The sequence below is a fragment of the Williamsia phyllosphaerae genome, from assembly GCF_014635305.1.
GTDB lineage: Bacteria > Actinomycetota > Actinomycetes > Mycobacteriales > Mycobacteriaceae > Williamsia_A > Williamsia_A phyllosphaerae.
Genome location: NZ_BMCS01000001.1, coordinates 1,355,552 through 1,380,908, shown reverse-complemented (window position 1 = coordinate 1,380,908; position 25,357 = coordinate 1,355,552). Strand labels below are relative to the sequence as shown.

Below are 25,357 nucleotides of genomic sequence, written 5' to 3'. Positions count from 1 at the left end.
GGGGAGGTCGGATCGGTGCAGTTCGGAGCAGTGCGGTGCTGACCGTCGCGCACATCAGCGACCTCCACTTCGACGGGGGTGAGCACAACCGCCGCCGCATCCAGGCCGTCCTCGACTACCTGGCGGTTCGGTCGGGGGCGATCGACGCGCTCGTGGTCACCGGGGACATCACCGACGAGGGCACGCCCGCCCAGTACGAGGAGGCCGCGGCGACGCTGCGGTCACCGATCCCGACGCTGATCATCCCGGGCAACCACGATCGGCGCGACGAGTTCGGGTACGGGCTGCTGGGCAGGCACACCCACGACAATCCCATCAATCGGGCCGAGGTCATCGCCGGCGCTCTGTTCCTGATGTGCGACAGTAGCGTTCCCGGACGCAACGACGGTTACCTCAGCAACGCGACGTTGGCATGGATGGACGAGCAGATCACCGCCGTGGGGCCGCAGATCCCGGTGTTCGTCTGCTTCCACCATCCGCCCGTGATGCTGCTGATGCCGTTCATGGACAACATCCGCCAACGCGGCGAGGAGCGGCTCGCGGCGGTCGCCGGCAAGCATCCCAACATCGTCGGATTCCTCTGCGGGCATGCGCACACCGGCGCCGTCACCAGCTTCGCCGGGCGCCCACTGTGTATCGCGCCGGGGGTGTCGTCGACACTGAACCTGCCGTGCGAGGGCGACGACATCGTCAACACGTCGCAGCCCGCGGGACTGGCCTTCCACACCCTCGACGGCTGGCGGATGATCACGCATTTCCGATCCGTCGTGGTCTGATCTCCCACGGGTGCGGTCAGCCGGTGACGTCGCGGCCGATCAGTCGGCGGGCGACGATCCACTGCTGGAGTTCGTTCGCGCCCTCGAAGATCTCGAGGATCTTCGCGTCGCGATACATCTCCTCGAGCCGGACCGACTCCCCGCTCTCCGAGACCTGTCGCGCGAAGCCCAGTGCACCGTGGATCTGGATGGCCTCACGGACGATGTCGTTGGCCAGCCTCGTCCCGTAGGCCTTGGCCATCGCCGCTTCGGGCTCCGCGCTGCGATCCCCACGGTCGAGCAGGGTGGCCGCCTTCTGATACAGCGTTCTGGCGCACTCGATCTCGGTCGCGCGCTGCGCCATGGTGAACTGCCAGTGCTGCATCGCCCCCAGCGGGGCACCGAAGACGTGTCGGGTGCGTAGCCGATCGACGGCGAGATCCAACGCCGCCTGGGCCACCCCGACGCCGGCTGCCCCGACACCGATCCGACCGCGGACCAGAGCCGACAACGCGACTCCCAGTCCGTCGCCCGCTGCGCCGAGCAGATTGGCGCGGGGAACGAGCACGTCGGTGAACACGATGTCGGCGGTGATCTGACCGCGGTGCCCCATCTTGAGGTCGGGGGTGCCGATGCGGATACCCGGTGACGACAGATCCACCAGCAGCATGGTGGCCCGATTGCTCCCGGATCCCGCACGCACCAGCACCGAGACCCAGCCGGCGACGACGCTGTTGGTGATCCACCGCTTCCGCCCGTTCACGACGAACCCGTCCGCGGTCTCCTCGGCCACCGTGCACATCCGTTCGGCGGTGAGATCGGAACTCGTGTCCGGTTCGGTGGTGGCGAACGAGAACGCCGTCGCGCCGCTGATCAACTCGGGTATCAGTCGTGCCCGCAGCTCCTCGGACGCGAAGGACAGCGTCTGGGGGACGAGGATGCACTGCCCGTCATAGACACCGGCCATCGACGACGAGTGATAGGCGATCTCCTCGGTGACGGTGCAGGTCCCGAGGATCGGGTGGTCCAGACCCCGTCCGTGTTCGGAGTCGAACGGCACCGCGAACAACCCCTCGTCGGCGAGGCCTCGGAAGGCCTCCCACGGAAAACTGTCCACCGACTCCTCGCGTTCGCCGATCTCGCGGGCGAACGGGACGAGTCGCTTCTCGACGGCGGCCCGCGCCTCGGCTCGCAGGTCGACGATCTCATCGGGGAGCCACACGTCGTGGGTCATGGTGTCCTGCGTGCGCGGGACCCGCCTACGGACCTCGGCGGCTGTGGTCGCTGTCATGGACGTTCTCCTTCGAGGAGGGGTGGGCGGACTCACTTACAGTCACGGTTGACCGTAAGTGAACCAGAACTCCTGCCAGAGGTCGAGGATCAGTCGTCGAGCAGACGGTGCGCTGTCTGCCGCCAGAGCACGAGGTGGGGATCACCGTCCGGATCCCGCCGCTCGATCGCGTAGGTCAGGGCGACGCCTCGCATGCTGGTGAAGAGCAGCTCTCGCACGTCACCGAAGGCGGGATGGCTGCTGTGCCGGGGACCGAACATGGTGGCGACGACGACCTGGATCGCACGACCGAGTCGATGCTCGGATCTGTCGAGTTCGCCCCGCAGGTCGTCATTCGTCCTCGCCGCCGACCACAGCTCCATCGCCGCCCAGAAGTAGGGCTGACGAAAGGTCCGCCACAGGGAGTCCACGGCGACGTCGATGCGATCGCCGATCGTTCGTTCTTCGATGAACCACTGTTCCATCTCATCGATGCGCTCGATGGCCAGATGTTCGGCAGCGGCCACGAGAAGTGCGTCACGAGAGGGAAAGTGATGCAGCAACCTCCCCCGGGACACCCCGGCGAGCGCCTGGATCGTGACGGTGGTCGTGTCGGCGTACCCGTTGCGGACCAGCGACTCGACCGCCGCGTCAAGGATGAGGGTGCGGCTGTCGGCGCGACGCTCCCGCTGCGTCCGCCGCACGGGATCGGGGGTCGCCTGCGTCATCCGTGGAGGCTATCCGCGGCGCAATCGACGGTCAACGATGACCGCACCCGGGTCAGATCGCGCCCGACGCGGCCGCTGCGAGGAAGTCCGCGTAATCGCGGTCGACCTGATCGGCGTAACCGATGGACCAGCGGGCGACGGCCCGATCCACGCTGTTCTTCTTGCCGAGATAGCCCGCGATCTGACCGAACGCCGGACTCTGGCTGTGCGACCGCGCCAGGAGCCGAGCGCACAGACGCCCGTAGCGCCGTAGTTCCCGTGCGCTGAGGTCGGTGGCGTCGATCGACCCCTTCATGTCGCGGAACTGTCGCCAGTAGAACGCGCCCTCCGACGTCGCCGTCCACCCGAGGAACGGATCGGAGTTCGCCTGCAGCACATGTGCACTCGCCACCACTCGGACGGCGTCGCGGGCGAAGGCCGGGGTGTGCTCGGTCTCGGGGATCACATCGGTCCGGCCACCACTGGTCTCCAGGACCGACGGCGCGGCCTGCTTGAGCTGCAACACCATCGGCTCCCTCGACGGACCCTCCAACAGCACGATCAGCGCGATGTTGCCGATGGATCCGACGCCGACGACCCGCCGTGCGACGTCGACGATCTCGAACTGCGACAGCAACAGCGCGACATCGGTGCGCACCGAGGCGAGGTAGTGCGTGAAGATCTCGTCGACGCGCTGCCCGGCGAGTTCCACCCGGCTCGGATCCTGCGCCGAGAGCGGTACGACGATCGGGGGATCCGGGGTGATGCGCCGACGCCCGTCGGCACCGACCTCGGTGATCTTGTCGACTATCGACGCAGCAGTTCGCCTGCGCGCCTTGACCAGTGCCTCCTCGATGACATCGGCGACCGATCCGCCCGCTGTGTCGGCGAGTTCCTCGGCGTCGACCGAGGTGTAGTACCGATCGATCACCGACTCCGAGGCCGCGCTGCGGATCGCCGATCGGTATCCCTCGACGACCTCCTCGGCCAGTTCGCGTTGGTCGTCGCGATCGGCACCGTCGGCCCGGGCGCACAGCACCGCGCTGACGGCGAGGCGTTTCAGGTCCCATTCCCACGGTCCGACCCCGGACTCGTCGAAGTCGTTCAGGTCGAACAGGATCCGACGCTCTGGACTCGCGTAGAAACCGAAGTTGCCCAGGTGCGCATCACCGCTGATGACCACGTCCACACCGGTGACCGGCGAGGCGGCGAGGTCGCCGGCCATGATGTCGGCCGTCGCACGGTAGAACGCGAACGGCGACTCACTCATCCGCGCGATCCGCAGCGGGATGAGCTCGGGGATCCGGCCCGCATGTTGCGCCCGGACGAGTGACACCAGGTCACGGTCGTAGGCGGGCACATCGGCCAGCGCCGAGCGGGGCAGGACGTCTCGGACGGACTTTCCCAACGCGACGGCGGCGTCGTGGTCGTGACGCTCGAGAAAGTGATGGAAAGGCATGCCTGGATGCTATCGGTGGTCCGATGGGCGTACTGTCGCGATCGCAGCTGGTCTGCCGTACGAGTGACGCCCAGGAGCCCCTGAGTCCGTCGTGCGGCATCGAGCGCGGTCATCGCCAAGGCGATGACCGGGCGAGAGGGAACCCGGTGAGAATCCGGGACTGTCCCGCAGCGGTGAGTGGGAACGACCGCCGACATGAGCACTGGTGGGTCCGCGTGAGCGGAGCCGCTGGGAAGCGTCGGCCACTAGGCCAGAGTTCTGTGCCCACGAGTCCGAAGACCTGCCAACTGTGCCGGGTGCGCCGCACCCGGCGGATCATCGCCTCGTGGACTGGGCGTGTGACCGCAAGAGTCGTGCCGTGCCCTCTCACGGGGTCGGATCGTCGCGTGCCATCGGTACGCGACCGGCTCGTCGGTACCACGTTCTTTGGTGATGTCCATCCGCACGCACCGAAGGATCTGCACGTACATGACTGGTACACCTTTCACCGCAACAACTCTGGGCTCCGCACGAATCGGGCCGAAGAGGCAGCTCAAACGTGCGATCGAGTCGTACTGGGCGGGACGCACCGACCAGACCCAGCTGCACGCACTGGCCACCGACCTCCGACGCGACGGTCTGCAGAAGTTGCATACCGCCGGACTGGACTCGGTCCCGGTGAACACCTTCTCGTTCTACGACCAGATGCTCGACACGGCCGTCCTGCTCGGCGCACTGCCACCCCGGGTCGCCGGGATCGCCGACGACCTGGATCGCTACTTCGCGGCCGCCCGGGGAACCGGACGGATCGCACCGCTGGAGATGACGAAGTGGTTCGACACGAACTACCACTACCTCGTCCCGGAGATCTCCGCGTCCACCGAGTTCTCGCTGAACCCGGGCAAGGTGCTCGGTGAGCTCGACGAGGCTCTCTCGCTGGGCATCCCGGCCCGGCCGGTCATCATCGGACCGATCACGTTCCTGCTGCTGAGCAAGGCGGTCGACGACGGTGGCGCCCCGATTGGCCGGCTCGACGAAGTGATCCCGCTGTACCGCGAGCTGCTGTCGACACTGCGATCTGCGGGCGCCGAGTGGGTGCAGATCGACGAGCCCGCCCTGGTCACCGACCTGCACGACGACCCGGCCGGACTCGCGTCACGCGTCTATGGCGAACTCGGCAGCGCGACCGACCGCCCGGCGATCCTCGTCGCGAGCTACTTCGGCGACCTGCGCGACGCACTGCCCGCACTGGCGGCCACCGACGTCGAGGGCATCGCGCTCGACCTGGTCCGCGGCACCGCCGACGCGGTCGCCACGGTGCCGACGTTGACGTCGAAGCTCCTCGTCGCCGGCGTCGTCAACGGCCGCAACATCTGGCGCAACGACCTGTCGGCGTCGTTGGCGACGCTGGCCACCCTGTTGGGTTCGGCTGCGTCGGTGGCGGTGTCGACCTCCTGCTCGACGCTGCATGTCCCGTACAGCCTCGACCCGGAGACCGAGCTCGACGACACTCTGCGGAGTTGGCTCGCGTTCGGAGAGGAGAAGGTCGCCGAGGTGGTCACCCTGGCCACCGCGCTGCGCGACGGACGCGAATCGGTCAGCACGACACTGGATGACTGCTCGCAGGCGTTGGCCGCGCGGCGGTCGGATCCCCGCGTGCACGACGACCGCGTCCGTGAGCAGGTGGCGGAGGCATTGCGCGCAGGGATCGCCCGTGGGCCGTCGGCCGACCGTCGGACGGCGCAGAACGAGCGGTTGAACCTGCCCGAGGTGCCCACGACCACCATCGGGTCCTACCCGCAGACGTCGGCGATCCGGCTCGCGCGAGCGGCGCTGCGCAAGAACGAGATCGGCGTCGCCGAGTACGAGCAGCGGATGCGCGACGAGGTCGCGAGCGTGATCGCGTTGCAGGAGGACCTGGGACTCGACGTCCTCGTGCACGGCGAGCCCGAACGCAACGACATGGTCCAGTACTTCGCCGAGCAGCTCGACGGGTTCTTCGCCACCGAGAACGGGTGGGTGCAGTCCTACGGGACGCGCTGCGTGCGTCCGCCGATCCTCTACGGCGACGTCCGCAGGCCGCACGCGATGACAGTGGCTTGGATCGACTACGCGCAGTCGCTCACCGATCGTCCGGTCAAGGGCATGCTGACCGGACCGGTGACCATCCTGGCGTGGTCGTTCGTCCGCGACGATCAGCCGTTGGCGGACAGCGCCAATCAGATCGCGGTCGCGATCCGCGCCGAGACCGTCGACCTAGAGGCCGCAGGCATCGGCATCATCCAGGTCGACGAGCCGGCGTTGCGTGAGCTGTTGCCGCTACGGTCCGAGGACCAGGCGGCGTACCTCACGTGGGCTGTCGACGCCTTCCGGCTGTCGACATCCGGCGTACGCGATTCGACGCAGATCCACACCCACCTCTGCTACTCCGAGTTCGGCACCGTCATCGGCGCGATCTCCGACCTGGACGCCGATGTGACGTCCATCGAGGCCGCGCGGTCGCACATGGAGGTGCTCGACGATCTGAACGCCATCGGCTACGCGAACGGTGTCGGACCGGGTGTCTACGACATCCACTCACCGCGCGTCCCGGAGGTCGGCGAGATCGTGGCATCGCTGAAGGCCGCGCTGGATGCGGTTCCGGCGCAGCGGCTCTGGATCAATCCCGACTGCGGACTGAAGACGCGCTCGACCGACGAGGTGGAGGCCTCACTGCGCAATCTCGTCACCGCGGCGCACATGGTGCGCTCGGAGCTGTAGACCGCCTGAGCCCGTCGGATGGACACGGATGTTCCGTGTCCATCCGATCGGGGTTCGACTTACCCTCATTCGCATGACAAGCCGCATCGAGTCGATCGCCATCGACACCCACGATTCCCACCTGCTCGCGGAGTTCTGGACTCGAGTCCTCGGTTGGGAGATCGTCGACGTCGACGGTCCCCTCATCGAGATCGGCCCGGCCGACGGATCGGGACCGACCATCGACCTCCTTGCCGTCCCCGAGTCCAAGACGGTGAAGAACAGACTCCATCTGGATCTTCGCGCCGACGGCTGCACCACGGAGGAGGAGATCGACCGCGTGGTGGCGTTGGGCGCGCGGCGCGTCGACGTCGGTCAGGATCCGTCGGTCACCTGGACCGTCCTGGCCGACCCGGAGGGCAACGAGTTCTGCATACTCGGACGCACCCACGACGAGGCCCACGGACCCGAGTCCAGCGCCTGACCCGTCGACTGGGCGGTTGCGGACGCCGAGTGGGCGGATACGGACGTCGAGTGGGCGGATACGGACGTCGAGTGGGCAGTTCACGGGATTCGCAACGCCCGACTCGTAGAACTGCTAAATATCTCTGCAACAGTTCTGTGTACATCTGAACGAGGGAGCGCACATGAGATCTCTGATCACCCGGTCGGTGGCCACCACGATCGCTGCGGCATGCGTCCTCGGCGGCGTCACGGGGACGGCGGTCGCGCAGGCAGCGCCCGCCCGTCCCGACCTCACCGTCACCCTCCCGGTTCTCGGACCGCGGGCGCAGGGAAATCAGATCCCGTTCAGCATCACCATCCGCAACCGCGGGAACGCGACGGCCACCGACATCGCCGTCGTCGTCACGTCGATCCCGCCCACCGGCAGCGACGGCTTCACCGTCGATTCGATCCGTCCGGGTGAGACGCGCAGGATCGCCACGCGCAGCATGATCGGGCGGATCCTCATCGGCCAGGTCACGGTGTCGGCGAAAGAGAAGCAGCGCGACGCCAACCCGGCCAACAACACGATCAGCGGGTTCCGCTTCCTCGTCGGCTGAGATCCGGCGTCCGCAAACGCCCGGTCAGCGTCCGCAGCCGCCCACTCGGCGTCCGCAGCCGCCCAGTCGACGGGTTTACGTGCCCAACTGGGGCTTACAGGGCCTTGAGTTCCTCGATGACCGCACCGACCGACTTCTTGGCGTCGCCGAAGAGCATCGACGTCTGGTCGGCGAAGAACAACGGGTTCTCGATACCGGCGTAGCCCGACGACATCGACCGCTTCAGCACGATCACCGACCGCGACTGGTCGACGTTGAGGATCGGCATGCCGTGGATGGGTGAACTCGGATCGTTGCGGGCCGCGGGGTTGGTGACGTCGTTGGCGCCGATGACGATGGTGACGTCGGTACGGGAGAACTCCCCGTTGATGTCGTCCATCTCCTTCATCGCGTCGTACTCGACGTCGGCTTCGGCGAGCAGCACGTTCATGTGTCCCGGCATACGTCCGGCCACCGGGTGGATCGCGTACTTCACCTCGACGCCCTTCGACTCGAGGATCGACGCCATGTCCTTGACCGCGTGTTGCGCCTGCGCGACGGCGAGGCCGTAGCCGGGGACGACGATGACCTGTCCGGCGTAGGCCATCTGGATCGCGGCGTCGGCGGCCGAGGTCGCCTTGACGGTGCCCTGATCTCCGCCCGGGCCGACTGCTGCGCCGGCGTCTCCGCCGCCGAAGGATCCGAACACGATCGCGGGGATCGACCGGTTCATGGCGGTCGCCATGAGGTTGGTCAGGATGGAGCCCGAGGCACCGACGATCATGCCCGCGACGATCAGCGCGGTGTTGTCGAGCGCGATTCCCGCAGCCGCGGCCGACAGACCGGTCATGGCGTTGAGCAGCGAGATGACCACCGGCATGTCGGCGCCACCGATGGGGAACACGACGAACAGACCCATGACGCCGGCGGCGATCAGCAGTCCGACGATCCACCAGACGCTTGCTCCGCCACCGTCGGTGGCCTGCACACCCAGGAAGATAGCGATGCCCACCGACAGCGCCAGCAGGACGATGTTCGCGACCTGGAACACCTTCGCGTTGCCGACGAAGAACTTCTCCAGGCCCTTGGGCAGGATCTCCTGCAGCTTCGAGAACGCGACCAGCGAACCCCAGAACGAGATCGAACCGATGATGGCGGCGATCAACGAACCGATGACGAGCGGCGAAGCCGGCTCGGTGTCCCCGAACTCCGAGAAGCCCGACGTCTCGATGAACTCCGACCACGCGATGAGCGCGACGGTGCCGCCGCCCACGCCGTTGAACAGCGCGACCAGCTGCGGCATCGCGGTCATCTTCGTCTTCAACGCGGGCGGGATGCCCAGTGCGACACCGATGATCAGGCCCACCGCGATGAGGATCCAGTTGATGGTGGGCACGCCGGTCTTCTCGCCGTCGTCGCCCGTCGAACCGTTGTTGTAGACCGAGACCAGGGTGGCGACCACGGCCACACCCATGCCGACCGCGGCGATCCAGTTGCCGCGCACCGCGGTCTTGGGGCCGGTCAGACCGGAGAGACCGTAGATGAACAGCGCGAACGCGACGATGTAGAGGGCCGTCACCAGGTAGGACAGGCCCTGGCTGGGAGTATGGGCATCCGCCGCCAGCAGCATTACCGAACCGCTCACTTCGATGCCTCCTTCTTCTTGCCCTTGAACATGCCGAGCATGCGGTCGGTGACGGCGAAGCCACCGATCACGTTGAGCGTGCCGAAGATCAGCGCGACGAACGCGATGATCCGGACGCCCCAGTTCGCGTCCGCGGGCAGTTCACCGAGGACGATGAGCGCACCGAGCACCACGATGCCGTGAATGGCGTTGGTGCCGGACATGAGTGGGGTGTGCAGGGTGTTGGGGACCTTGGAGATGACGGCGAAGCCCACGAACCCGGCCAAGACGAGGATGGCAATGTTTGCCAGAAGACCGGTGTACATCAGACACCCACCTCTCCGGTGACCCACGACGTGGCAAGAGAAATCAGACCGGTGTACATCAGGCGGTGCCTGCCTCTCGGGTGACACACGACTTGGCGAGGACCTCGTCGGAGAAGTCCGGTGCCACGGCACCGTTCTCGTCGAGGATCAGTTCGATCAAGGCGAGGAGGTTCTTGGAGTACAGCTCGCTGGCGTGCTCGGGCATCCCGGCGGGCAGGTTGAGCGGCGAGCAGATCGTCACGTCGTGCTTGACGACGTTCTGGCCCGGCTCGGTCAGTTCGCAGTTGCCGCCGGTCTCCCCGGCGAGGTCGACGATGACGCTGCCGGGCTTCATGCCCTCGACGGCCGCTGCCGTCACCAGGCGCGGCGCGGGCCGGCCGGGGACGAGGGCGGTCGTGATGACGACGTCGAAACCCTTGATCGCTTCCTCGAGGGCCTTCTGCTGCTGTGCGCGCTCGTCATCGGTGAGCTCACGGGCGTACCCGCCCTCACCGGCGGCGTCGATGCCGAGATCGAGCCACTGGGCGCCGACCGACTTCACCTGATCGGCGACCTCGGGTCGGACGTCGTATCCGGTGGTACGGGCACCGAGGCGCTTGGCGGTGGCCAGCGCCTGCAGCCCGGCGACACCGACACCGAGGATCAGGGCGGTCGCGGGCTTCACCGTGCCCGCCGCAGTGGTCAGCATGGGGAAGTAGCGCGTCGACTTCTCCGCCGCGAGCAACACGGCCTTGTAGCCCGAGACGTTGCCCTGCGAACTCAACGCGTCCATCACCTGGGCGCGGGAGATACGGGGGATCGCCTCGACCGCGAAGGCCTGTACCCCGGCGGCCTTGAGCGCGCCGATCTGGTTGGTCTGGTTACGCGGGGCGAGGAACCCGAGCAGGGTCTGCCCGGAGTGGAGCTTGGCCACCTCGTCGTCCGACGGGGCGACGACCTTGGCGACGATGTCGGCCGACCAGGCGTCGCCGATCGTGGCCCCGGCGTCGGAGTACAACTGGTCCGGGATCAGCGCGTTCACGCCCGCACCGGACTCGACGATGACCTCGACACCCTTGTTCACCAACGTCGCAACGACTTTGGGTACCAGCGCCACGCGCCGTTCCCCCTCCGCGCTCTCGCGCACGACACCGACGCTCATACACCCACCTGTCTCACACTGCTGACGTAGATCTACCCGGCAAGGTCATCACAGACGTTGCTCGTAGCCGCGTCCGGGGGTTCACCGACGCAGGCTGGAGAGGCAAACGGTCACGATCGGCGACCGAAGGTTGAACGAAAGATAGCATGCCGCACCGGCGGCACCCGGACGACTGTCCAGACACCCGTCCGACGATGCGGGTTGTCAGATCAGATGGGTAGGGCGGCGACGACCTCGCCCGTGGGCTGCGGCGACCCGGTGGCCGGCTCAACGGTCATGCCCACGGTTCGGGACCCGGCGAGATCGGTCACGACGATCGCGGTCTTCGTCGCCGCGGCGTCGACGAGACCCGCCGGACGAGGCGAGTGGTCGTTGCCGATCAGCCAGAGTTGGTAGGCACGGTCCTGCGGGGGGTGCGGGGCGTCGTCGAGCAGCACCACCGCGCGGTCCATCGACCGCGACGAGGCGATCACGACCGTCCCGGGAATCCCGGTCATCTCGGTGCGATGCACCTCGGCGTCGGGGGCGCTCATGACGTTGCGGAGTTCGTCGAACGAGTCGGTCTGGGCGACGGCGGGCTTGTCGGTCACCGGGTCCGACAGCACCGAGCGTCCGACGAACACACCACCGATGACGAGGATGATCGCCGCGGCAGCAGAGGTCACCGCGACCGCGATACGACGTCGTCGTCCCAGGCGCCGGGCCGCGAGCTCGTCGGTCGGCTGCGGTTGCGCAGGTACGGGCTGTCCGGATGCCTCGCCCATCGGCAGTTCGGCGGACGCCAACGACGAGATGGTCGACGCCGAGTCCGGAGCGATGTCGCCGGAGTCGAGGGCATCGAGGATGCGGGCGCGCAGGTGCACCGGCGGGACAGCGGCCACCTCGACGGCCATCCGGCCGACGGCGTCGCGGGTCGCCCGGATCCGTTCCACGGCCGCGACCCGCTCCGCTGCGGCCAGCGACAGCAGCGCGGTCTCGAAGAGTTGCGTCTCGTGCGCTTCGAGAGCGTTGATGGAGTAGAGCTCCAGCAGGTCGTCGACGGTGTCCCGACCGGTCGGGTCAGGCCTCATCGTCGGACTCCAAGCAGGTACGGAGTCGGCGCAGACCATCGCGGATCCGCGACTTCACGGTGGGCAGTCCGGCCTTCAGCCGCTCCGCGACCTGTGGATAGCTCAGTCCGCCGTAGTAGGAGAGTTCGATGCTCTCGCGCTGCATGTCGGTCAGCGTGCCGAGACATTTGATGACCTCGCGGCGATCCTCCCGCGTGACCACGGACTCGACCACCTCGTCGGACGGGGTCACCGAATTCGAGACCGAGTACTCCGTACCCCGCCTCGACGACGCCTCCTCCGAGCGCACCCGATCGACCGCGCGACGATGTCCGATGGTCAGCATCCACGACACGACCGAACCCATGTCGGGTCGGTAGTTGTGTGCGTTCTGCCAGACCTGCAGATAGACCTCCTGCAGCGTCTCCTCGGCGTAGCCGGGATCGCGGATCACTCGCAGGATGAGACCGTAGACACGCGCGCTCGTCGCGTCGTAGAGAGCTGCGAACGCAGCTCGGTCGCGCGCTGCCGTTCGCTCCAGCAGGTCCGCCAGTTCCGGCGTCCGTGCGAGAGATCGGTCGGTCACAGGACCGACAGTAGCGTGTCTGTTTCATCGCCTTATGCAATCGTCAGTACCCGTCTCGGCCATCTGGTGGCCATCCGGGCTGTGGGCGTGTGATCCGTTGTGTGGGTCACACCTGTCTCGGGCTCGTCCGCGGAGCGTGTGCGGCCGAGTGGAAAAGCATCCATCAAACTGTCATCTAGGCATTCGTCGCCGTCTGCCTGTCGGATGCCGTGACGGGCACGACAATTTGTCGGGGCGTGACCTGACCGTGACCGACACCTGCAAGCCCGGCGATTCGGGCGGGATCGGGTGTACCGACCCATCCGGCGGGCGCCACATTCCGAATCACGATGGTCTTGCCACCACGACGAACGGACCGTTCATGCCCCGCACCAGACCCCGACGGCTCGCCGGGATCGTGGTTGCGGTGGGTGTCCTGGTCGCCACCGCCGGGTGCTCGGACGGCGACTCGGACTCGTCGGACTCCGCGGCCGGCCCGTCCGCGGCAGTGCCGCTGACGTCGGTGGACCCGTCTGCCGGTCTCGTCGGCCCCGGGTGCGGGTCCTACATGGCCGCGAATCCCCGCGGCGCGGCGTCGGTGGATGCGATGGCCCTGGACCCGGTGGCGACCGCAACCGCGAACAACCCGCTGCTCACGCAGCTGAGCGAGTCGTTCACCGGAGCCTTCAACCCGCGGGTGAACATCGCCGACACGCTCAACAGCAGTCAGTTCACGCTGTTCGCACCGACAGACGCCGCTTTCGCCAAGTTGCCGGAAGCGACGATGAGCATCCTCAAGACCGACGACCAGTTGCTGACGAAGGTGCTCTTCTATCACGTGATCCAGGGCCAGCTGAAGCCCTCGGAGATCACCGGAACCCACAAGACCGTCGAGGGCCAGGACATCACCGTCTCCGGCAACGGCAGCGCGCTCACGGTCGACGGGGACACGTCGGTCATCTGCGGAGGCATCCGGACCTCCAACGCCACCGTCTACTTCACCGACTCCGTCCTGATGCCACCGAAGTCATGACCCACCGCGACGACCCCACGACCACAGAGGTCAGTGTTCACTCACCGGCTGACCTGTAGGACGCCCCCGGGGATGCCCGGGGACGTCACCCCACAGAGAAGCGGATCGGAACCATCTGCCCCATGGTTCCGGTCCGCTTTTCCATGTCAGGCGATCAGCTCCGGACGCCCGCCGCGTGCCTGCCCGCGCGGCGTCCGAAGTAGGACCCCTCACCGAGCTGGGTACCGCTGGCGTATCCCTTGCCGTCCTGGGCGATGTTGGCCGCACCGGCTCCGGCTGCGTACAGCCCCGCGATCGGTGCGCCCGACTCGGCGAGGACCTCACCGTCGAGGCTCGTCGCCAGACCGCCCATCGTGAACCCGGCGTAGAGCGCCTCGCCGAGGCTCATGTTGAACGCCGCCCACGGTCCCTGGGTCTGCGGGGCCAGCCACTCGGCGCTCTTGTGGAAATCCGGGTCCTCGCCCGCGGCCGCGTTCTCGTTGTAGCGGGCCATCGACTTCTCGAGGTTCCCGGCGGGGATGCCGAGGTCGGCCTCCATCTCGGCGATGGTCTCCCACCCGTCGATGAACTTGATGAGCGGGAAGTCCGGCCGCTCCATGTGTTCCTCGTCGACGATGAGGTAGGCCACCGCGCCGGGCTGGTCGAGCACGAAACCCGACGTGCGCGAGTGGTAGGAGTCCTCGGCGACGAATCGGTCACCGTTGGCGTTGACGATCAGACCGGTGATGAGCAGCGACGGCGGGTAGGCGGGCGCGGTCACGAACGTCTGGTCCATGTGTTTGAGGGCGGCGCCGACCGACGCGCCCATACGGATGCCGAGCCCGTCGTCGAACGGATTGCCCAGCACGAACGGCTTCTCGGCCAGCGACGGCACGAACTCGTCGACCATGGTCGAGTTCATGACGAATCCGCCCGCCGCGATGACGACGCTGCGCGTCCGGATGGCACCGGTCTCCTCGAAACGCTTCCACGCCAGCCCGACGACGGCGCCGGTGTCGTCGGTGATCAGGTTGCGCGCCCCGGTCTCGTACCGGATCTCGACCTCGAGGTCGGCCAGGCGCTTGACCAGCAGATCGATGACCATTCCGGCGCCGCCGGTGTCGCCGGGGACGGGGACCTTGTGTCCGCGGGGCGCCGGGATGGCGATGTCCTTGAACGGCCACACCTTCTCGTTGCCGGTGTACATCAGCCCCTGCGTCTCGGGCTGGATCACGGCCTTGCCGGGGAAGAAGCTGCGTTCGAAGCGGAAGCCGAGGGCCTCGATCCAGTCGAAGTGCTCGACGCTGTCGCGGCAGTAGGCGTGGATCTTGTCCGGCTCTGGATCGCGGCTGACCGCGGTGATGTACTTCTCCATCTCCTCGGCCGAGTCCTCGTGGCCCGTCGCCTGCTGCACGGCCGTCCCGCCACCGAGATAGAAGTGCCCGCCGGCCATCGACGTGGTCCCGCCCGCGACCGCGGCGCGCTCGAGTACGAGCACCTTCGCGCCCGCGTCGGCGGCCTCGACGGCGGCACACGCCCCGGAGATGCCGCAGCCGATCACCACGACATCGACCTCGTCGCTCCATGAGTCGACCGACGACTGACTGATGACCTCGGGTATCTCGGCGCGCACCGCGAGTCCTCTCGTTCGAGCGCGGGCACCTGCTGCCCGCTCTCGCAGCGTACCGCCCTACTAGAACAGGTTCTAGTTCTCCTGCGGATTCGAGGTCCGGCGCTTGTACTCGTCGAGATCGACCCAGTCGATGTCGACGAGCGCCGCGGCACGCCGACCACGCTCGGGACCCAGGGTCCCGACGAACACGTCGGCGATCACCTCACGGGTCCGAGCGGCGAGATCGATCAGTTCGTCGTCGTACCAACACACGACACCGAGGTGGATCGCCGTCACCTCACCGGCGTCGGAGTCGACCACGACCCGCAGCACCGGTCGGCGCATCCGGCGACGGACCTCGATGAGCAGCAGACGACGCAGGACGCGGTCGGTCACGACGACCCGGTCGATGTCGGTGGCCAACGTCGCCCGTGAATGCGACATCTTGCGCGCGGAGTCGATCACCGACCTGGTCAGGCGTTCGACGTCGCTCTGCGGCGGATCGAGTTGACGGCCCGCGTCCACGAGCCACTGTTCCGAGCCCACATCGACCGGTTCTGGTTCCGACATCGCGCCTCCTCCCTGAGCTGGTGCGGGCGTCATGTGCCCACCGACCGTTCCGTCGCGTCGCGTGCGCCGACCGGTCCTGCGCGGGAGTGCTTGCGCGCCCCGACATCGGTCCGCCCTCGGCCTCCGGTGGGAGCATCACGCGGGATCAGTGCCGACCGCGGCTCGGCGACACCCGTGGGATCGCCGGTCCCGCCGGGTCGCCACGGCTCCATCCGCTCGGCCAGGCGGGCGCGGGTCCGTTGAAGATGACCCCGGACGGATCCGGGGGTGATCTGCAGGATCCGCGCGATCTCCGGATGCGACAGACCTTCCATCTCACGCAACCACCAGGCGGCGCGCGAGTTGTAGGGCAGCTCGGCCAGTTCACGCTCGAGCGCGTCCATCAGCGACGTCTCCATCGCGTCGTCGACCGGTGTCGGCGACGACGACGGCACAGCGGTCAGGAACTCGTCGTCGGCGGCGAGTTCGCTGCGCTTGCGGCGGATATCGATGATCTTGCGGTGCGCGATGGAGAAGACCCAGGTTCGGAAGCTGCTCTGGAAACCGAACCGAGGCAGCCCCTTCCAGGCGGCCAGCAGTGTCTCCTGGACGACGTCCTCGGCGTTCTGCCGGTCCGGGGTCATCCGGTTCGCATACCGCAGCAGCATCGGCAGCGTCCGACGGACGAGCTCGTCGAACGCGGCCCGGTCTCCGATGGCGGCCGCGCGTGCGAGCAGCTCGTCGGAATCCGTCGCCACATCAGATGGACCGGCCGTGTCTTCGCCGAACTCCACGTGCGCGCCTCCGTTCGTACGTACTGTTTCCACAGAACCACAGTGTGGCCCAGATCACGTCAGATCCCGCGTGCAGAACCCGCGCCGAGCCCGACTCACCTTGTACATCGGGAGCAAGCGACGCCACCAGTGTCGCCCACCCGGTGGACAACGTTCCACCCCACACGGGTTCCGGCCGACACGGCCGTGACCCACGCGCACACACGAAGGAGTGCAGATGACCTCGGCATCGACCACCAAGGCAACCACGACCCCGTCCGCCACCGCCGGAGCGAGCACGGAGATCTCCGCCGACCACCGCGAACTGGTCGGCGCGCACGGCCGCACCACCATCGCCGACCAGGTCGTCTCGAAGATCGCCGGCATCGCCGCCCGCGAGATCGACGGCGTCTTCGCGCTCGGCGGCCAGACCGCCCGCATCGTCGGCCGCGTCCGTGAGGCCATCCCCGGCGGCGGCCCCAGCATCACCCAGGGCGTCACCGTCGAGGTCGGCGAGAAGCAGGCCGCCGTCGATCTCGGACTCGTCGCCAACTACGGCGTCGCGATCCACGAGCTCGCCGCCGCCGTGCGCTCGAACGTCATCAACGCGATCCAGGACATGACGAGCCTCGAGGTCACCGAGGTCAACATCGCCATCCACGACATCCACTTCGAGGACGACGAGACCACCGCCGAGCCCGCAGAGCCCCGCGTCCAGTGAGCTCCAGCGCCGAGGTCGCCGACGCGGTGGCCACAGCCGCCACGTCGGTCCCCGGTGTGACCGGTCTCAACGCCGGCCGGTTCGGTGAGGTGGCCACGTACACACCCGGTCGACGGGTGGTCGGGGTACGCCTGCAGGACTACAGCGGCGAGGTGCACATCGAGGTGGATCTCCATCGCAGTGTCACCGACACCGCCGAGGCCGTTCGCGAGGCCGTCGAGGCGGTCGCGAATCGTCCGATGACGGTCATCGTCGAGGACGTGTCGGTCGACGAGCAGCCCGGGACACCGGACTCCGTCTGATTCGGCGACAATCTGACGATGACAACCTCTCCGGAGTACGCCGCCCGTCGTCGCGAGGTGATCCGTTCGCATCACCCCGACGTGGGCGGCGACCCGGAGCGGCTCCGCCTCGAACTGTCCCGACTCGATCGGGAGTTCGGGCGGGCGCCGCAACCCGCGTCGACATTCCGGGTCCCGTCGAACGTCGACGCGAACGACGTCCGGTTGACCGTGCGGCCCAGCAAACCTCTACGACGACTGCAGCGGCGCACCGCCGCGCAGATCCGTCAGATCCGGGGACGCCTGCCGCGGTCCGTCCCGGGTAGCAGACGATATTTCGACATCTGATCCATTCACGCAGCACGGCAATCGGAGGATTGACATGAACAACAACGCAACCATCGGCCTCATCGTCGGACTACTCCTGGCGATCGCTGCCACCACCGGCGGTTTCGGCGGTTTCATCCTCGCGATCGTGCTCGGCGCGGTCGGTCTGGCCATCGGCCTGCAGCGGGACGGCACCATCGACATGTCCGGTCTGCTGAAGAGCCGCAACCGTGGCTGACGATGCCCCCGGCACCGCCGCACCGACCGTGGAGAACGGTGGGCCGGGCACGACCACCATCGCCGACCGCGTCGGCGAACAGATCAGTCGACAGACGGCTCTCGACATCGAGGGCGTACTGCGCCATCGCGGGTCGATGGGTCTGATCACCGGCGCCGACTACCCCAAGGTCTCGATCGACATGTCGGCCGCCCATCCGCGTGTCCAGGTGTCGATCGCCGTGCGCTGGCCAACGCAGATCACCACTGTCGCGCAGGAGGTCCGGGCGCAGGTGCACCACGAGCTCGCCCGGCTCGCCGGCGTCACCCCCCACCGGGTCGACGTCACGATCGCCGAGTTCGTCCCCGGCGAACAACCATCCACGAGGAGAGTTCAGTGACCACCCCGACACCATCGGACGCGTACGACGTCCCGGTACCGGACGCGCGCAAGCTCAAGCCGCCGACGGCCACCCCCGGGTCGGTCGTGGTCACGACGCTGTTCGCCCTCGTCCTGCTGGCGCTCGCCGGCATCGCGATCCGCGACTTCATCATCGAGATGAAGTGGATCTCCGGCACCCAGTGGATCGCCGCCGCCTCGCGGTGGATCTCGTCGCTGTCGTGGCAGGTGTGGATGCGGCCGGCCGCGGTCGCGCTGATCATCATCGGCCTCTGGTTCCTCATCGTCTCGATCACGCCCCGCTCCAAGACGCACTTCGCGGTCGACGGAGTCGAGGATGTCGACGGATACTCGCCGAGCACGTGGACACGCCGCGTCGACGTCGCCCGCCGCAGCAGCGCGGTCGCCCGTGATGTCCGTGGCGTGCTGGAGGCGAACTCCGTCGTCAAGAGGCGCAAGGTCAAGGTCAGTGTGCTGCTCTCGGAGGATTCGTCCGAGACCCGCGCCGACATCACCGAACGCATCACCGCGGCGATCGCACCGGTCGCCCCCGGGCGCACCGTGAAGCTCAAGGCCCGCGTGAAGAAGGTCGACCAGTCGGTCGCGCCGCCTGCTCCCATCGCGCGGCCGGCCATGCCCGAGTCGTTCGCGACCGAGGCCGCGAAGTCCGAGTCCGCGTCGGAGTCCGAGTCGCCCACCCTGATCAAGGAGCAATCGTGAATGCCCTCCCCGCTGCACTGAACCGTGTGGTCGCGTTCCTGGTCGCCGTCGCGATGATCGTCGTCGGCGCCGCCGCGATCGCGTGGGAACTGAAGGTGACGTGGGTGCGTGACCGCATCGCCGACATCGACCCGTCCTGGTTCGACCGTGCCCCCGACGCCGGGTGGTGGGTCTACGTCCTCGCCGGGATCGCGGTGGGCGGCATCGTCATCGGCTTCTTCCTTCTGTCGGTCAACGCCCGCCCCCGTAAGATCGGCGATGTCGAACTGCCGGGCAGCGACAACTCGGGCACCCTCGCGGTGTCGCCGGGCAAGATCGCCAATGCCGTGGCCGACGACCTCGCCCACCACCGGCTGGTGTCCTCGACCCGGTCGAAGGCCGTCGACGATCGCAAGCGAAAGCTGCTGGAGATCACGGTGATCGCCGATCCGACGACGTCGTTCGACGACCTGCTGCCGGTGGTCGAGAACGCGCAGCGCCAGATCCGCGGTGCGCTGCCCGGCAGCGATCTGCGTGCCCGGATCCTGATCCACCTCGAGAAGTCGAAGGGCTCGACCCAGCGCGTGTCCTGACCTCCGAGCGCATGTCGCCCGATTTCGATCGTCCCGCCCGCAATGCATTGCGGGCGGGACGACTCGTTGTGGGCACCGGCGACCGGCGGCGGGCGTGTCCTGACCTCTGAGCCAGAAAATCGCTGGAGGTTGTCCGCTACCCCGACTAGCTTTGCGCTCGACCGCACCGATGCGGATGGGTTGAGAGGAGTCTGTGGTGCGCAAGCTCGTGTACTTCGTCGCGACCACGCTGGATGGTTTCATCGCAGACGAGAACGACGGGTACGAGGCCTTCTCGTTCGACGGGCCCGAAGCCGTCGACCTGGTGGCCGAGTTCCCGGAGATGATTCCCACCCACGTTCGAGGACCGCTCGGCATCGATGGGCCGAACCTGCGGTTCGACACCGTGATCATGGGTCGCCGAACCTACGACGCCGGTATCCCCCACGGTGTCATCAGTCCGTATCAGCACCTCCGGCAGCTGGTCGCGTCCACGTCTCCGGAGGGCGCACAGGGGACCGAGGTCGAGGTGGTCGCCGACCCCGTCGCGGCAATTCGGGAATTGAAGGCGCGGCCGGGCAAGGACATCTGGCTCCCGGGCGGCGGTCGTCTCGCGGCCGCGCTCGCCGACGAAATCGACGAAGTGATCCTCAAGATCCATCCACTAGTCTTCGGGGCGGGGATCCCGCTCTTCGGTCCGCTCGGAGCGCCGCGCAGGTTGTCGGTGACCAATCGACGCGTCTACGACAGCGGCTTCTCGATCGTGCGGGCTACCTGGTCTTGACGCGAAAGCGCCTCAGCCGCAAGCTGTTCAGCACGACGAACACCGACGAGAAGGCCATCGCCGCCCCCGCGAACATCGGGTTGAGCAGACCGAACGCGGCAAGGGGCAGCGCGGCGACGTTGTAGCCGAACGCCCAGAACAGATTCGCGCGAATCGTGCGCAACGTGGCGCGCGCCAATCGGATCGCATCGCCGGCAGCCCGGAGATCACCCGACATCAGCGTCAGGTCGGACGCCTCGATGGCCACATCGGTCCCGGTACCCATCGCCAGTCCGAGATCGGAGGCGGCAAGGGCGGCGGCGTCGTTGACCCCGTCGCCGATCATCGCCACCCGAGACCCGTCGGCCTGCAGCGTGCGAACGGTGTCGACCTTGTCCTGCGGCAGGACACCGGCGATGACCCGGTCGATGCCGACAGCATCGGCGACGGCGCGGGCGGCACCCTCGTTGTCGCCGGTCAGCAGGACCGGCGTCAGACCGAGTCGGCGCAGATCGGCCACCGCGGCCGCCGACGACGGCTTGACCTCGTCGGCCACCACCAGCGCCCCGCGGACCGCGCCGTCCCAGCCGACGACGATCGCGGTCGCACCGGACGCCTCGGCCTCGTCGATCGCACGGGTCACCTCCGGAACAGCGGCGAGTCCGCGCTCGGACGCCCACGTCGCCCGACCGGCCAGCACGTCGACACCGTCGACCGTTCCGCGCACACCCAGCCCGGCGACGTTCTCGAACCCGACGACATCGGCGAGTCGCCCGAGCCGCTCCGTCCCGGCGCGCGCGATGGCCCGGGCGATCGGGTGTTCCGACATCGACTCGACCGACGCGGCCCACCGCAGGACCTGATCGCCGGATTCTCCCGGCGCGGCGACCACGTCGGCGAGTGTCATCACTCCGGTGGTGATCGTGCCCGTCTTGTCCAGCACGACGGTGTCGATGCGGCTGGTGCGTTCGAGGACCTGCGGCCCGCGGATGAGGATGCCGAGCTGCGCGCCGCGGCCGCTACCCGCCATCAGCGCGGTGGGTGTGGCCAGTCCGAGAGCACAGGGGCACGCGATGATCAGCACCGCGACGGCCGCGGTGATCGCCGCAGTCAGACCGCCACCGACGATCAACCACGCCGCAAACGTCACCGCAGCGAGCACGAGCACGACCGGCACGAAGTACGCCGAGATGGCGTCGGCCAAGCGCTGCACGCCGGCCTTGCCGTTCTGGGCGTCCGCGACGAGCCGGGCGATCTGCGACATCTGTGTGTCGGCTCCGACCGAGGTCGCGCGGACGGTGATGGTCCCGCCACCGTTGACCGTCGCCCCGATGACACGGTCGCCGACGGCGACGTCCACCGGCACGGATTCTCCGGTGATCACCGACTGGTCGACCACCGACGATCCCGAGACCACCTCGCCGTCGGTGGCGATCTTCTCCCCTGGTCGGACCAGGAAACGATCGTCGACCACGAGAGTGTCGGTGGCGACCTGCTTCTCGACCGGCCCGTGCGGACCGTCGACGAGCAGCGTCGCCTGTTTGGCTCCGAGTTCGGCGAGCGCTCGCATGGCGGCCCCCGCCTCCCGGGTCGACCGCGACTCGAGATACCGCCCGGCGATCAGGAACGTCGTGACGCCCGCGGCGACCTCGAGGTAGATGTTGGCCGACGCGTCACCACGGGCGAGGGTGAGCTCGAACCCGTGCCGCATGCCGATCATGCCCGCGGACCCGAAAACCAGTGCGTAGAGCGACCATCCGTAGGCGGCGGTGATCCCGATCGACACCAGGGTGTCCATCGACGTCGCCAGATGTCGCGCACCGGCGACGGTCGCGCGGTGGAACGGCCAGGCGCCCCACACCACGACCGGGGTGGCGAGCGCCAAAGACACCCACTGCCAGTAGTCGAACTGCCAGGCTGGAACCATGGCAAGGACCACGACGGGGCCGCTCAGGATCGCCGAGACGATCAACCGACGCCGCAAACCCGTCGCACCTGCAGAATGGTCGGAATGGTTGTGCCCGTGGGCGTCCTGTTCGACGGCCCGGTAACCGGCGGCGGCGACCACCTCGGCGAGCTCGCCGGTGGTGACCTCGTCAGGGTGGTGGACCTCGACGGTCTCGGTCGCGAAGTTGACCGACGCCTCGACGCCGTCGAGTTTGTTGAGCTTGCGCTCGATCCGCGTCGCGCACGAGGCGCAGGTCATGCCCTCGAGGTCGAACACCGCGGTGCTCACGGCGCGACCAGGTCGTACCCCGCCTCGGCCACGGCAGCCGCGACGGCGGCCGGATCGATCGGGTCCGAGCTGGTGACGGTGAGTGCACCGCTGTCGAGATCGACCTCCACACCGTCGACACCGGCGATCTCGGAGACCTCTTCGGTGACCGAGGCGACGCAATGCGCGCACGTCATACCGGTGACGGTGTAGGTCGCGGTGCTCATGAGCGCACCAACCGGGTGACGGCGTCCATCGCCTCGCGCACCTTGATCTGACCCGCCTCGTCGCTCTCCTGTGCCGCGTTGATCACGCAGTGGTTCATGTGTTCCTCCAATAGTCCCAGACTGACCGCCTGCAGCGCCTTCGTCATTGCCGTGACCTGCGTCAGGATGTCGATGCAGTAGCTCTCCTCGTCGACCATCCGCTGCAGGCCCCGCGCCTGGCCCTCGATGCGGCGTAGCCGCTTGAGGTAGTCGTCCTTGCGCTGGATGTATCCGTGCGTGGCGCCGTCCATTGGCTGCCTCCTCCGTAGTTCATACCCCTGTCCGGTATACCACCGATCGTGACTCTACGGTACCCCCCTACCGTATCTGAGCTCTTGAGCGCTGAACGTCGACCTCGGTCTCACACGGTCGAATCGTCTGCACGACGGGGGTTTTGCCCGGTTCTCGTGACGTCGGCGTGAACACCGACCGCGTTTCGGTCACGACTGTTCGTATAGCTAGTTACCTATGCGCAGTAACTGCTAGGTTCCTGAGAACACAAGAAGGTGAGGCCGACATGACGATGAAGCGTCTGGTTCCGTTCGTGGTGGGTGTGGCGACGGTGATGACCGTGAGCTCCGGGGTGGCGTGGGCCGCACCGGCCTCGAATGCGCCGGTGGCCCCGGTGGATTCGGGGCGCGCGCTGGTGAGTCCGCGCGTGGCCCGTTCGGCGAAGGTGGGCGCCGCGCCCGCTGCACAGCGGCGGACGGTGACGGTGGCGCTGGCGTCACGTGATCCGCAGGGGCTGGCCGCTTTCGATGCGGCGGTGAGCGATCCGGGGTCGGCACAGTTCCGCCGGTTCCTCACCCCGGCCGAGTTCGCGTCGCGCTTCGGTCCGTCGCCGAGTGAGGTGACCACGGCCACCGACTATCTGCGCTCGCACGGTCTGCAGGTGAGCGCGCTCGCCCCGGGTCAGCAGACCATCTCGGCGACCGGGACCGTCGATCAGCTCGGCGCCACGTTCGGCACCGGCCTCTCGCAGTACCGCGATCCGAAGAACGGATCGGAGTTCATCGGCGCCGACAGCTCCGCCAAGGCGTCCCCGGCCGCCGCCTCGGTCATCACCGACGTCTCCGGACTCACCGATGCACCCCTCCCGGTGACCCCTCCTCCGACAGCGCAGGTCCCGCAGAAGCCGAAACTCGCGCCCAACGCGGTGACGGACAAGGGCAGCGGACCCAAGGGCGGCTTCACCGCGGGCGAGTTGAGCAGCGCCTATGCGGCCTCGACGATCGGCGGCAACGGGGGCAGCGGGCAGACCATCGCGCTGGTCGAGTTCTCCGGGTACAAGCCCGCGAACTACAAGGCCTTTGACAGCCAGTACGGAATCACCGCCCCCGCGGTACAGACGATCGACGTCGACGGCGGGCCGGCCGGTGACCTCTCGGGGCAGGGTGAGGTCGACCTCGACATCGAGGTCCTGCACTCGATCGCCCCCAAGGCCACGATCCTGAACTACCAGGCACCGAATGTCGGCAACGCCGACGTAGACCTGTACTCGAAGATCGTCTCCGACAACCGCGCCTCGATCGTGTCGATCAGCTGGGGCGAATCCGAACTGGCCGAGGGCACATCCGGGATCCGGGCGCTGTCGAACATCATCGCCCAGGGCGTCGCGCAGGGACAGACCTTCGTCGACGCCGCCGGTGATCACGGGTCGTCGGATCAGTGGAACTCGTCGTCACGCGACACGACCATCACCGTCGACTACCCCGCCTCCGATCCCAACGTCACCGGCGTCGGCGGGAGCCGACTGTTCATCAACTCCACCACCGGGGCGTGGGCCAACGAGAAGGTGTGGAACGACTACGCCGCGGGCACCGACCCGTCTTTCCGCGGCGCCAGTGGTGGTGGCGTGTCGACCTACTTCGCCAAGCCGTCCTGGCAGACCGGTGCCGGCGTCGACACCGGCGCCAAGCGTCAGGTCCCCGACATCGCCGGGGTGGCCGCGGAATACCAGTTCAGCACCTACACCGAGCTGACCGACGCGAGTGGCAACGACACCGGCGGCGGGTGGACCGCCTCGGCGGGCACCAGTGGCGCGGCTCCGCTCAACGCCGCGCTGCTGGCGCTGACCTCGGCCAAGGCCGGCGGCAAACGCTTCGGCAACATCAACCCGACGCTCTACCGTGTCGCGGCGTCCACACCGGGTGCGTTCCACGACATCGCAACCGGGACGAACTCGATCACCGGCAACACGGCCGTGTATCCGACGACGTCGAGCTACGACAAGACGACCGGACTGGGCGCGCCGAACAACCCGGCGTACGCCACGGCGATCACCACGCCGTAGT

28 protein-coding genes and 1 riboswitch are annotated in these 25,357 nt (G+C 67.8%); of the genes, 14 read left to right on the top strand and 14 right to left on the bottom strand.

Translation table 11 applies throughout. The annotated features are described in order from the left end of the window. Positions 1-35: 35 nt before the first annotated feature. Entirely contained in the window at positions 36-776 is a 741-nt protein-coding gene (locus IEV93_RS06435) for a metallophosphoesterase (RefSeq protein WP_188488005.1), read from the top strand. 16 nt (positions 777-792) lie between these two features. Here the strand turns inward: IEV93_RS06435 and IEV93_RS06430 are convergent, their stop codons facing one another. The 3 genes from IEV93_RS06430 to IEV93_RS06420 form a co-directional block, all read right to left on the bottom strand. Then, positions 793-2,046, bottom strand: a complete 1,254-nt coding sequence (locus IEV93_RS06430) for an acyl-CoA dehydrogenase family protein (protein ID WP_229704924.1) — start codon at positions 2,044-2,046, stop codon at positions 793-795. Positions 2,047-2,135: 89 nt separating this feature from the next. Further along, positions 2,136-2,753 (bottom strand): TetR/AcrR family transcriptional regulator, encoded by a 618-nt coding sequence (locus IEV93_RS06425; RefSeq protein WP_188488003.1) that lies wholly within the window; start codon positions 2,751-2,753, stop codon positions 2,136-2,138. 52 nt (positions 2,754-2,805) lie between these two features. Beyond that, entirely contained in the window at positions 2,806-4,191 is a 1,386-nt protein-coding gene (locus tag IEV93_RS06420; protein ID WP_188488001.1) for a DUF2252 domain-containing protein, read from the bottom strand. A 107-nt stretch (positions 4,192-4,298) separates the two neighbouring features. Further along, a riboswitch (cobalamin riboswitch) is annotated at positions 4,299-4,476 on the top strand. Between the two features lie 183 nt (positions 4,477-4,659). Here IEV93_RS06420 and metE point away from each other — a divergent pair. From metE to IEV93_RS06405, 3 genes are all read left to right on the top strand, one after another. Further along, on the top strand, positions 4,660-6,930 hold the full coding sequence (gene metE / locus IEV93_RS06415; RefSeq protein WP_188487999.1) for a 5-methyltetrahydropteroyltriglutamate--homocysteine S-methyltransferase: 2,271 nt from the start codon (positions 4,660-4,662) through the stop codon (positions 6,928-6,930). A 73-nt stretch (positions 6,931-7,003) separates the two neighbouring features. Then, positions 7,004-7,393, top strand: coding sequence for a VOC family protein (locus IEV93_RS06410; protein WP_188487997.1), 390 nt, complete (start codon positions 7,004-7,006; stop codon positions 7,391-7,393). 163 nt (positions 7,394-7,556) lie between these two features. After that, the gene (locus IEV93_RS06405) at positions 7,557-7,973 is read left to right on the top strand and encodes a CARDB domain-containing protein (protein ID WP_188487995.1); all 417 of its coding nucleotides are present in this window, start codon (positions 7,557-7,559) and stop codon (positions 7,971-7,973) included. A gap of 94 nt (positions 7,974-8,067) precedes the next feature. On the opposite strand, the gene IEV93_RS06400 is transcribed toward IEV93_RS06405, so the two are convergent. The 5 genes from IEV93_RS06400 to sigK form a co-directional block, all read right to left on the bottom strand. Further along, the gene (locus IEV93_RS06400) at positions 8,068-9,582 is read right to left on the bottom strand and encodes an NAD(P)(+) transhydrogenase (Re/Si-specific) subunit beta (protein WP_188490412.1); all 1,515 of its coding nucleotides are present in this window, start codon (positions 9,580-9,582) and stop codon (positions 8,068-8,070) included. Between the two features lie 11 nt (positions 9,583-9,593). Then, on the bottom strand, positions 9,594-9,902 hold the full coding sequence (locus IEV93_RS06395; RefSeq protein ID WP_188487992.1) for an NAD(P) transhydrogenase subunit alpha part 2: 309 nt from the start codon (positions 9,900-9,902) through the stop codon (positions 9,594-9,596). A 58-nt stretch (positions 9,903-9,960) separates the two neighbouring features. Next, entirely contained in the window at positions 9,961-11,043 is a 1,083-nt protein-coding gene (locus tag IEV93_RS06390) for a Re/Si-specific NAD(P)(+) transhydrogenase subunit alpha (protein ID WP_188487990.1), read from the bottom strand. A gap of 209 nt (positions 11,044-11,252) precedes the next feature. Next, entirely contained in the window at positions 11,253-12,113 is an 861-nt protein-coding gene (locus IEV93_RS06385) for an anti-sigma factor (RefSeq protein WP_188487988.1), read from the bottom strand. Then, positions 12,103-12,678 carry an ECF RNA polymerase sigma factor SigK gene (gene sigK, locus IEV93_RS06380; protein WP_188487986.1) on the bottom strand — a complete coding sequence of 192 codons (576 nt, stop codon included), beginning with the start codon at positions 12,676-12,678 and terminating at the stop codon, positions 12,103-12,105. Before sigK ends, IEV93_RS06385 begins: the two co-directional genes overlap by 11 nt. 361 nt (positions 12,679-13,039) lie before the next feature. Here sigK and IEV93_RS06375 point away from each other — a divergent pair, with 361 nt between their 5' ends. Beyond that, the gene (locus IEV93_RS06375; protein ID WP_188487984.1) at positions 13,040-13,690 is read left to right on the top strand and encodes a fasciclin domain-containing protein; all 651 of its coding nucleotides are present in this window, start codon (positions 13,040-13,042) and stop codon (positions 13,688-13,690) included. 154 nt (positions 13,691-13,844) lie between these two features. On the opposite strand, the gene IEV93_RS06370 is transcribed toward IEV93_RS06375, so the two are convergent. The 3 genes from IEV93_RS06370 to IEV93_RS06360 all read right to left on the bottom strand — a co-directional run bounded on the left by IEV93_RS06370 (position 13,845) and on the right by IEV93_RS06360 (position 16,624). Continuing rightward, the gene (locus IEV93_RS06370) at positions 13,845-15,302 is read right to left on the bottom strand and encodes an FAD-binding protein (protein ID WP_188487982.1); all 1,458 of its coding nucleotides are present in this window, start codon (positions 15,300-15,302) and stop codon (positions 13,845-13,847) included. 72 nt (positions 15,303-15,374) lie between these two features. Next, positions 15,375-15,851, bottom strand: a complete 477-nt coding sequence (locus IEV93_RS06365; RefSeq protein WP_188487980.1) for a hypothetical protein — start codon at positions 15,849-15,851, stop codon at positions 15,375-15,377. A gap of 29 nt (positions 15,852-15,880) precedes the next feature. Further along, positions 15,881-16,624, bottom strand: coding sequence for an RNA polymerase sigma factor (locus IEV93_RS06360; RefSeq protein ID WP_229704923.1), 744 nt, complete (start codon positions 16,622-16,624; stop codon positions 15,881-15,883). A gap of 217 nt (positions 16,625-16,841) precedes the next feature. Here IEV93_RS06360 and IEV93_RS06355 point away from each other — a divergent pair, with 217 nt between their 5' ends. The 8 genes from IEV93_RS06355 to IEV93_RS06320 all read left to right on the top strand — a co-directional run bounded on the left by IEV93_RS06355 (position 16,842) and on the right by IEV93_RS06320 (position 20,603). Further along, positions 16,842-17,324 carry an Asp23/Gls24 family envelope stress response protein gene (locus tag IEV93_RS06355; protein WP_188487978.1) on the top strand — a complete coding sequence of 161 codons (483 nt, stop codon included), beginning with the start codon at positions 16,842-16,844 and terminating at the stop codon, positions 17,322-17,324. After that, positions 17,321-17,626 (top strand): hypothetical protein, encoded by a 306-nt coding sequence (locus IEV93_RS06350; RefSeq protein ID WP_188487976.1) that lies wholly within the window; start codon positions 17,321-17,323, stop codon positions 17,624-17,626. Before IEV93_RS06355 ends, IEV93_RS06350 begins: the two co-directional genes overlap by 4 nt. A gap of 18 nt (positions 17,627-17,644) precedes the next feature. Further along, a complete protein-coding gene (locus tag IEV93_RS06345) occupies positions 17,645-17,953 on the top strand; it encodes a hypothetical protein (RefSeq protein WP_188487974.1) in 309 nt (102 codons plus the stop codon). A gap of 34 nt (positions 17,954-17,987) precedes the next feature. Next, the gene (locus IEV93_RS06340) at positions 17,988-18,170 is read left to right on the top strand and encodes a DUF2273 domain-containing protein (protein ID WP_188487972.1); all 183 of its coding nucleotides are present in this window, start codon (positions 17,988-17,990) and stop codon (positions 18,168-18,170) included. Further along, the gene (locus tag IEV93_RS06335) at positions 18,163-18,549 is read left to right on the top strand and encodes an Asp23/Gls24 family envelope stress response protein (protein ID WP_188487971.1); all 387 of its coding nucleotides are present in this window, start codon (positions 18,163-18,165) and stop codon (positions 18,547-18,549) included. The genes IEV93_RS06340 and IEV93_RS06335 overlap by 8 nt, the downstream gene beginning before the upstream one ends. Beyond that, complete coding sequence (locus tag IEV93_RS06330; protein WP_188487969.1) at positions 18,546-19,268, top strand: DUF6286 domain-containing protein; 723 nt, start codon at positions 18,546-18,548, stop codon at positions 19,266-19,268. The genes IEV93_RS06335 and IEV93_RS06330 overlap by 4 nt, the downstream gene beginning before the upstream one ends. After that, entirely contained in the window at positions 19,265-19,840 is a 576-nt protein-coding gene (locus IEV93_RS06325) for an Asp23/Gls24 family envelope stress response protein (protein WP_188487966.1), read from the top strand. The genes IEV93_RS06330 and IEV93_RS06325 overlap by 4 nt, the downstream gene beginning before the upstream one ends. Before the next feature lie 196 nt (positions 19,841-20,036). Next, complete coding sequence (locus tag IEV93_RS06320; RefSeq protein ID WP_188487964.1) at positions 20,037-20,603, top strand: dihydrofolate reductase family protein; 567 nt, start codon at positions 20,037-20,039, stop codon at positions 20,601-20,603. Here IEV93_RS06320 and IEV93_RS06315 read toward each other — a convergent pair. Genes IEV93_RS06315 through IEV93_RS06305 form a run of 3 tightly spaced genes read right to left on the bottom strand, consistent with a single transcriptional unit; the run spans position 20,590 to position 23,314 of the window. Further along, the gene (locus IEV93_RS06315; protein WP_268237456.1) at positions 20,590-22,818 is read right to left on the bottom strand and encodes a heavy metal translocating P-type ATPase; all 2,229 of its coding nucleotides are present in this window, start codon (positions 22,816-22,818) and stop codon (positions 20,590-20,592) included. The two genes, IEV93_RS06320 and IEV93_RS06315, sit on opposite strands and share 14 nt — an antisense overlap. Beyond that, a complete protein-coding gene (locus tag IEV93_RS06310) occupies positions 22,815-23,024 on the bottom strand; it encodes a heavy-metal-associated domain-containing protein (RefSeq protein ID WP_188487962.1) in 210 nt (69 codons plus the stop codon). Before IEV93_RS06310 ends, IEV93_RS06315 begins: the two co-directional genes overlap by 4 nt. After that, positions 23,021-23,314 (bottom strand): metal-sensitive transcriptional regulator, encoded by a 294-nt coding sequence (locus IEV93_RS06305; RefSeq protein ID WP_188487960.1) that lies wholly within the window; start codon positions 23,312-23,314, stop codon positions 23,021-23,023. Before IEV93_RS06305 ends, IEV93_RS06310 begins: the two co-directional genes overlap by 4 nt. A 266-nt stretch (positions 23,315-23,580) precedes the next feature. Here IEV93_RS06305 and IEV93_RS06300 point away from each other — a divergent pair, with 266 nt between their 5' ends. Next, positions 23,581-25,356 (top strand): S53 family peptidase, encoded by a 1,776-nt coding sequence (locus IEV93_RS06300; protein WP_188487958.1) that lies wholly within the window; start codon positions 23,581-23,583, stop codon positions 25,354-25,356. Position 25,357 lies beyond the last annotated feature (1 nt).

What these genes read in the sequence shown, in the direction of transcription:
- IEV93_RS06430 (WP_229704924.1), bottom strand. Translation starts at nt 2,046, where the DNA reads ATGACAGCGACCACAGCCGCCGAGGTCCGTAGGCGGGTCCCGCGCACG.
- IEV93_RS06425 (WP_188488003.1), bottom strand. Translation starts at nt 2,753, where the DNA reads ATGACGCAGGCGACCCCCGATCCCGTGCGGCGGACGCAGCGGGAGCGT.
- IEV93_RS06420 (WP_188488001.1), bottom strand. Translation starts at nt 4,191, where the DNA reads ATGCCTTTCCATCACTTTCTCGAGCGTCACGACCACGACGCCGCCGTC.
- metE (WP_188487999.1), top strand. Translation starts at nt 4,660, where the DNA reads ATGACTGGTACACCTTTCACCGCAACAACTCTGGGCTCCGCACGAATC.
- IEV93_RS06410 (WP_188487997.1), top strand. Translation starts at nt 7,004, where the DNA reads ATGACAAGCCGCATCGAGTCGATCGCCATCGACACCCACGATTCCCAC.
- IEV93_RS06405 (WP_188487995.1), top strand. Translation starts at nt 7,557, where the DNA reads ATGAGATCTCTGATCACCCGGTCGGTGGCCACCACGATCGCTGCGGCA.
- IEV93_RS06400 (WP_188490412.1), bottom strand. Translation starts at nt 9,582, where the DNA reads ATGCTGCTGGCGGCGGATGCCCATACTCCCAGCCAGGGCCTGTCCTAC.
- IEV93_RS06395 (WP_188487992.1), bottom strand. Translation starts at nt 9,902, where the DNA reads ATGTACACCGGTCTTCTGGCAAACATTGCCATCCTCGTCTTGGCCGGG.
- IEV93_RS06390 (WP_188487990.1), bottom strand. Translation starts at nt 11,043, where the DNA reads ATGAGCGTCGGTGTCGTGCGCGAGAGCGCGGAGGGGGAACGGCGCGTG.
- IEV93_RS06385 (WP_188487988.1), bottom strand. Translation starts at nt 12,113, where the DNA reads ATGAGGCCTGACCCGACCGGTCGGGACACCGTCGACGACCTGCTGGAG.
- IEV93_RS06375 (WP_188487984.1), top strand. Translation starts at nt 13,040, where the DNA reads ATGCCCCGCACCAGACCCCGACGGCTCGCCGGGATCGTGGTTGCGGTG.
- IEV93_RS06365 (WP_188487980.1), bottom strand. Translation starts at nt 15,851, where the DNA reads ATGTCGGAACCAGAACCGGTCGATGTGGGCTCGGAACAGTGGCTCGTG.
- IEV93_RS06355 (WP_188487978.1), top strand. Translation starts at nt 16,842, where the DNA reads ATGACCTCGGCATCGACCACCAAGGCAACCACGACCCCGTCCGCCACC.
- IEV93_RS06345 (WP_188487974.1), top strand. Translation starts at nt 17,645, where the DNA reads ATGACAACCTCTCCGGAGTACGCCGCCCGTCGTCGCGAGGTGATCCGT.
- IEV93_RS06340 (WP_188487972.1), top strand. Translation starts at nt 17,988, where the DNA reads ATGAACAACAACGCAACCATCGGCCTCATCGTCGGACTACTCCTGGCG.
- IEV93_RS06310 (WP_188487962.1), bottom strand. Translation starts at nt 23,024, where the DNA reads ATGAGCACCGCGACCTACACCGTCACCGGTATGACGTGCGCGCATTGC.
- IEV93_RS06305 (WP_188487960.1), bottom strand. Translation starts at nt 23,314, where the DNA reads ATGGACGGCGCCACGCACGGATACATCCAGCGCAAGGACGACTACCTC.
- IEV93_RS06300 (WP_188487958.1), top strand. Translation starts at nt 23,581, where the DNA reads ATGACGATGAAGCGTCTGGTTCCGTTCGTGGTGGGTGTGGCGACGGTG.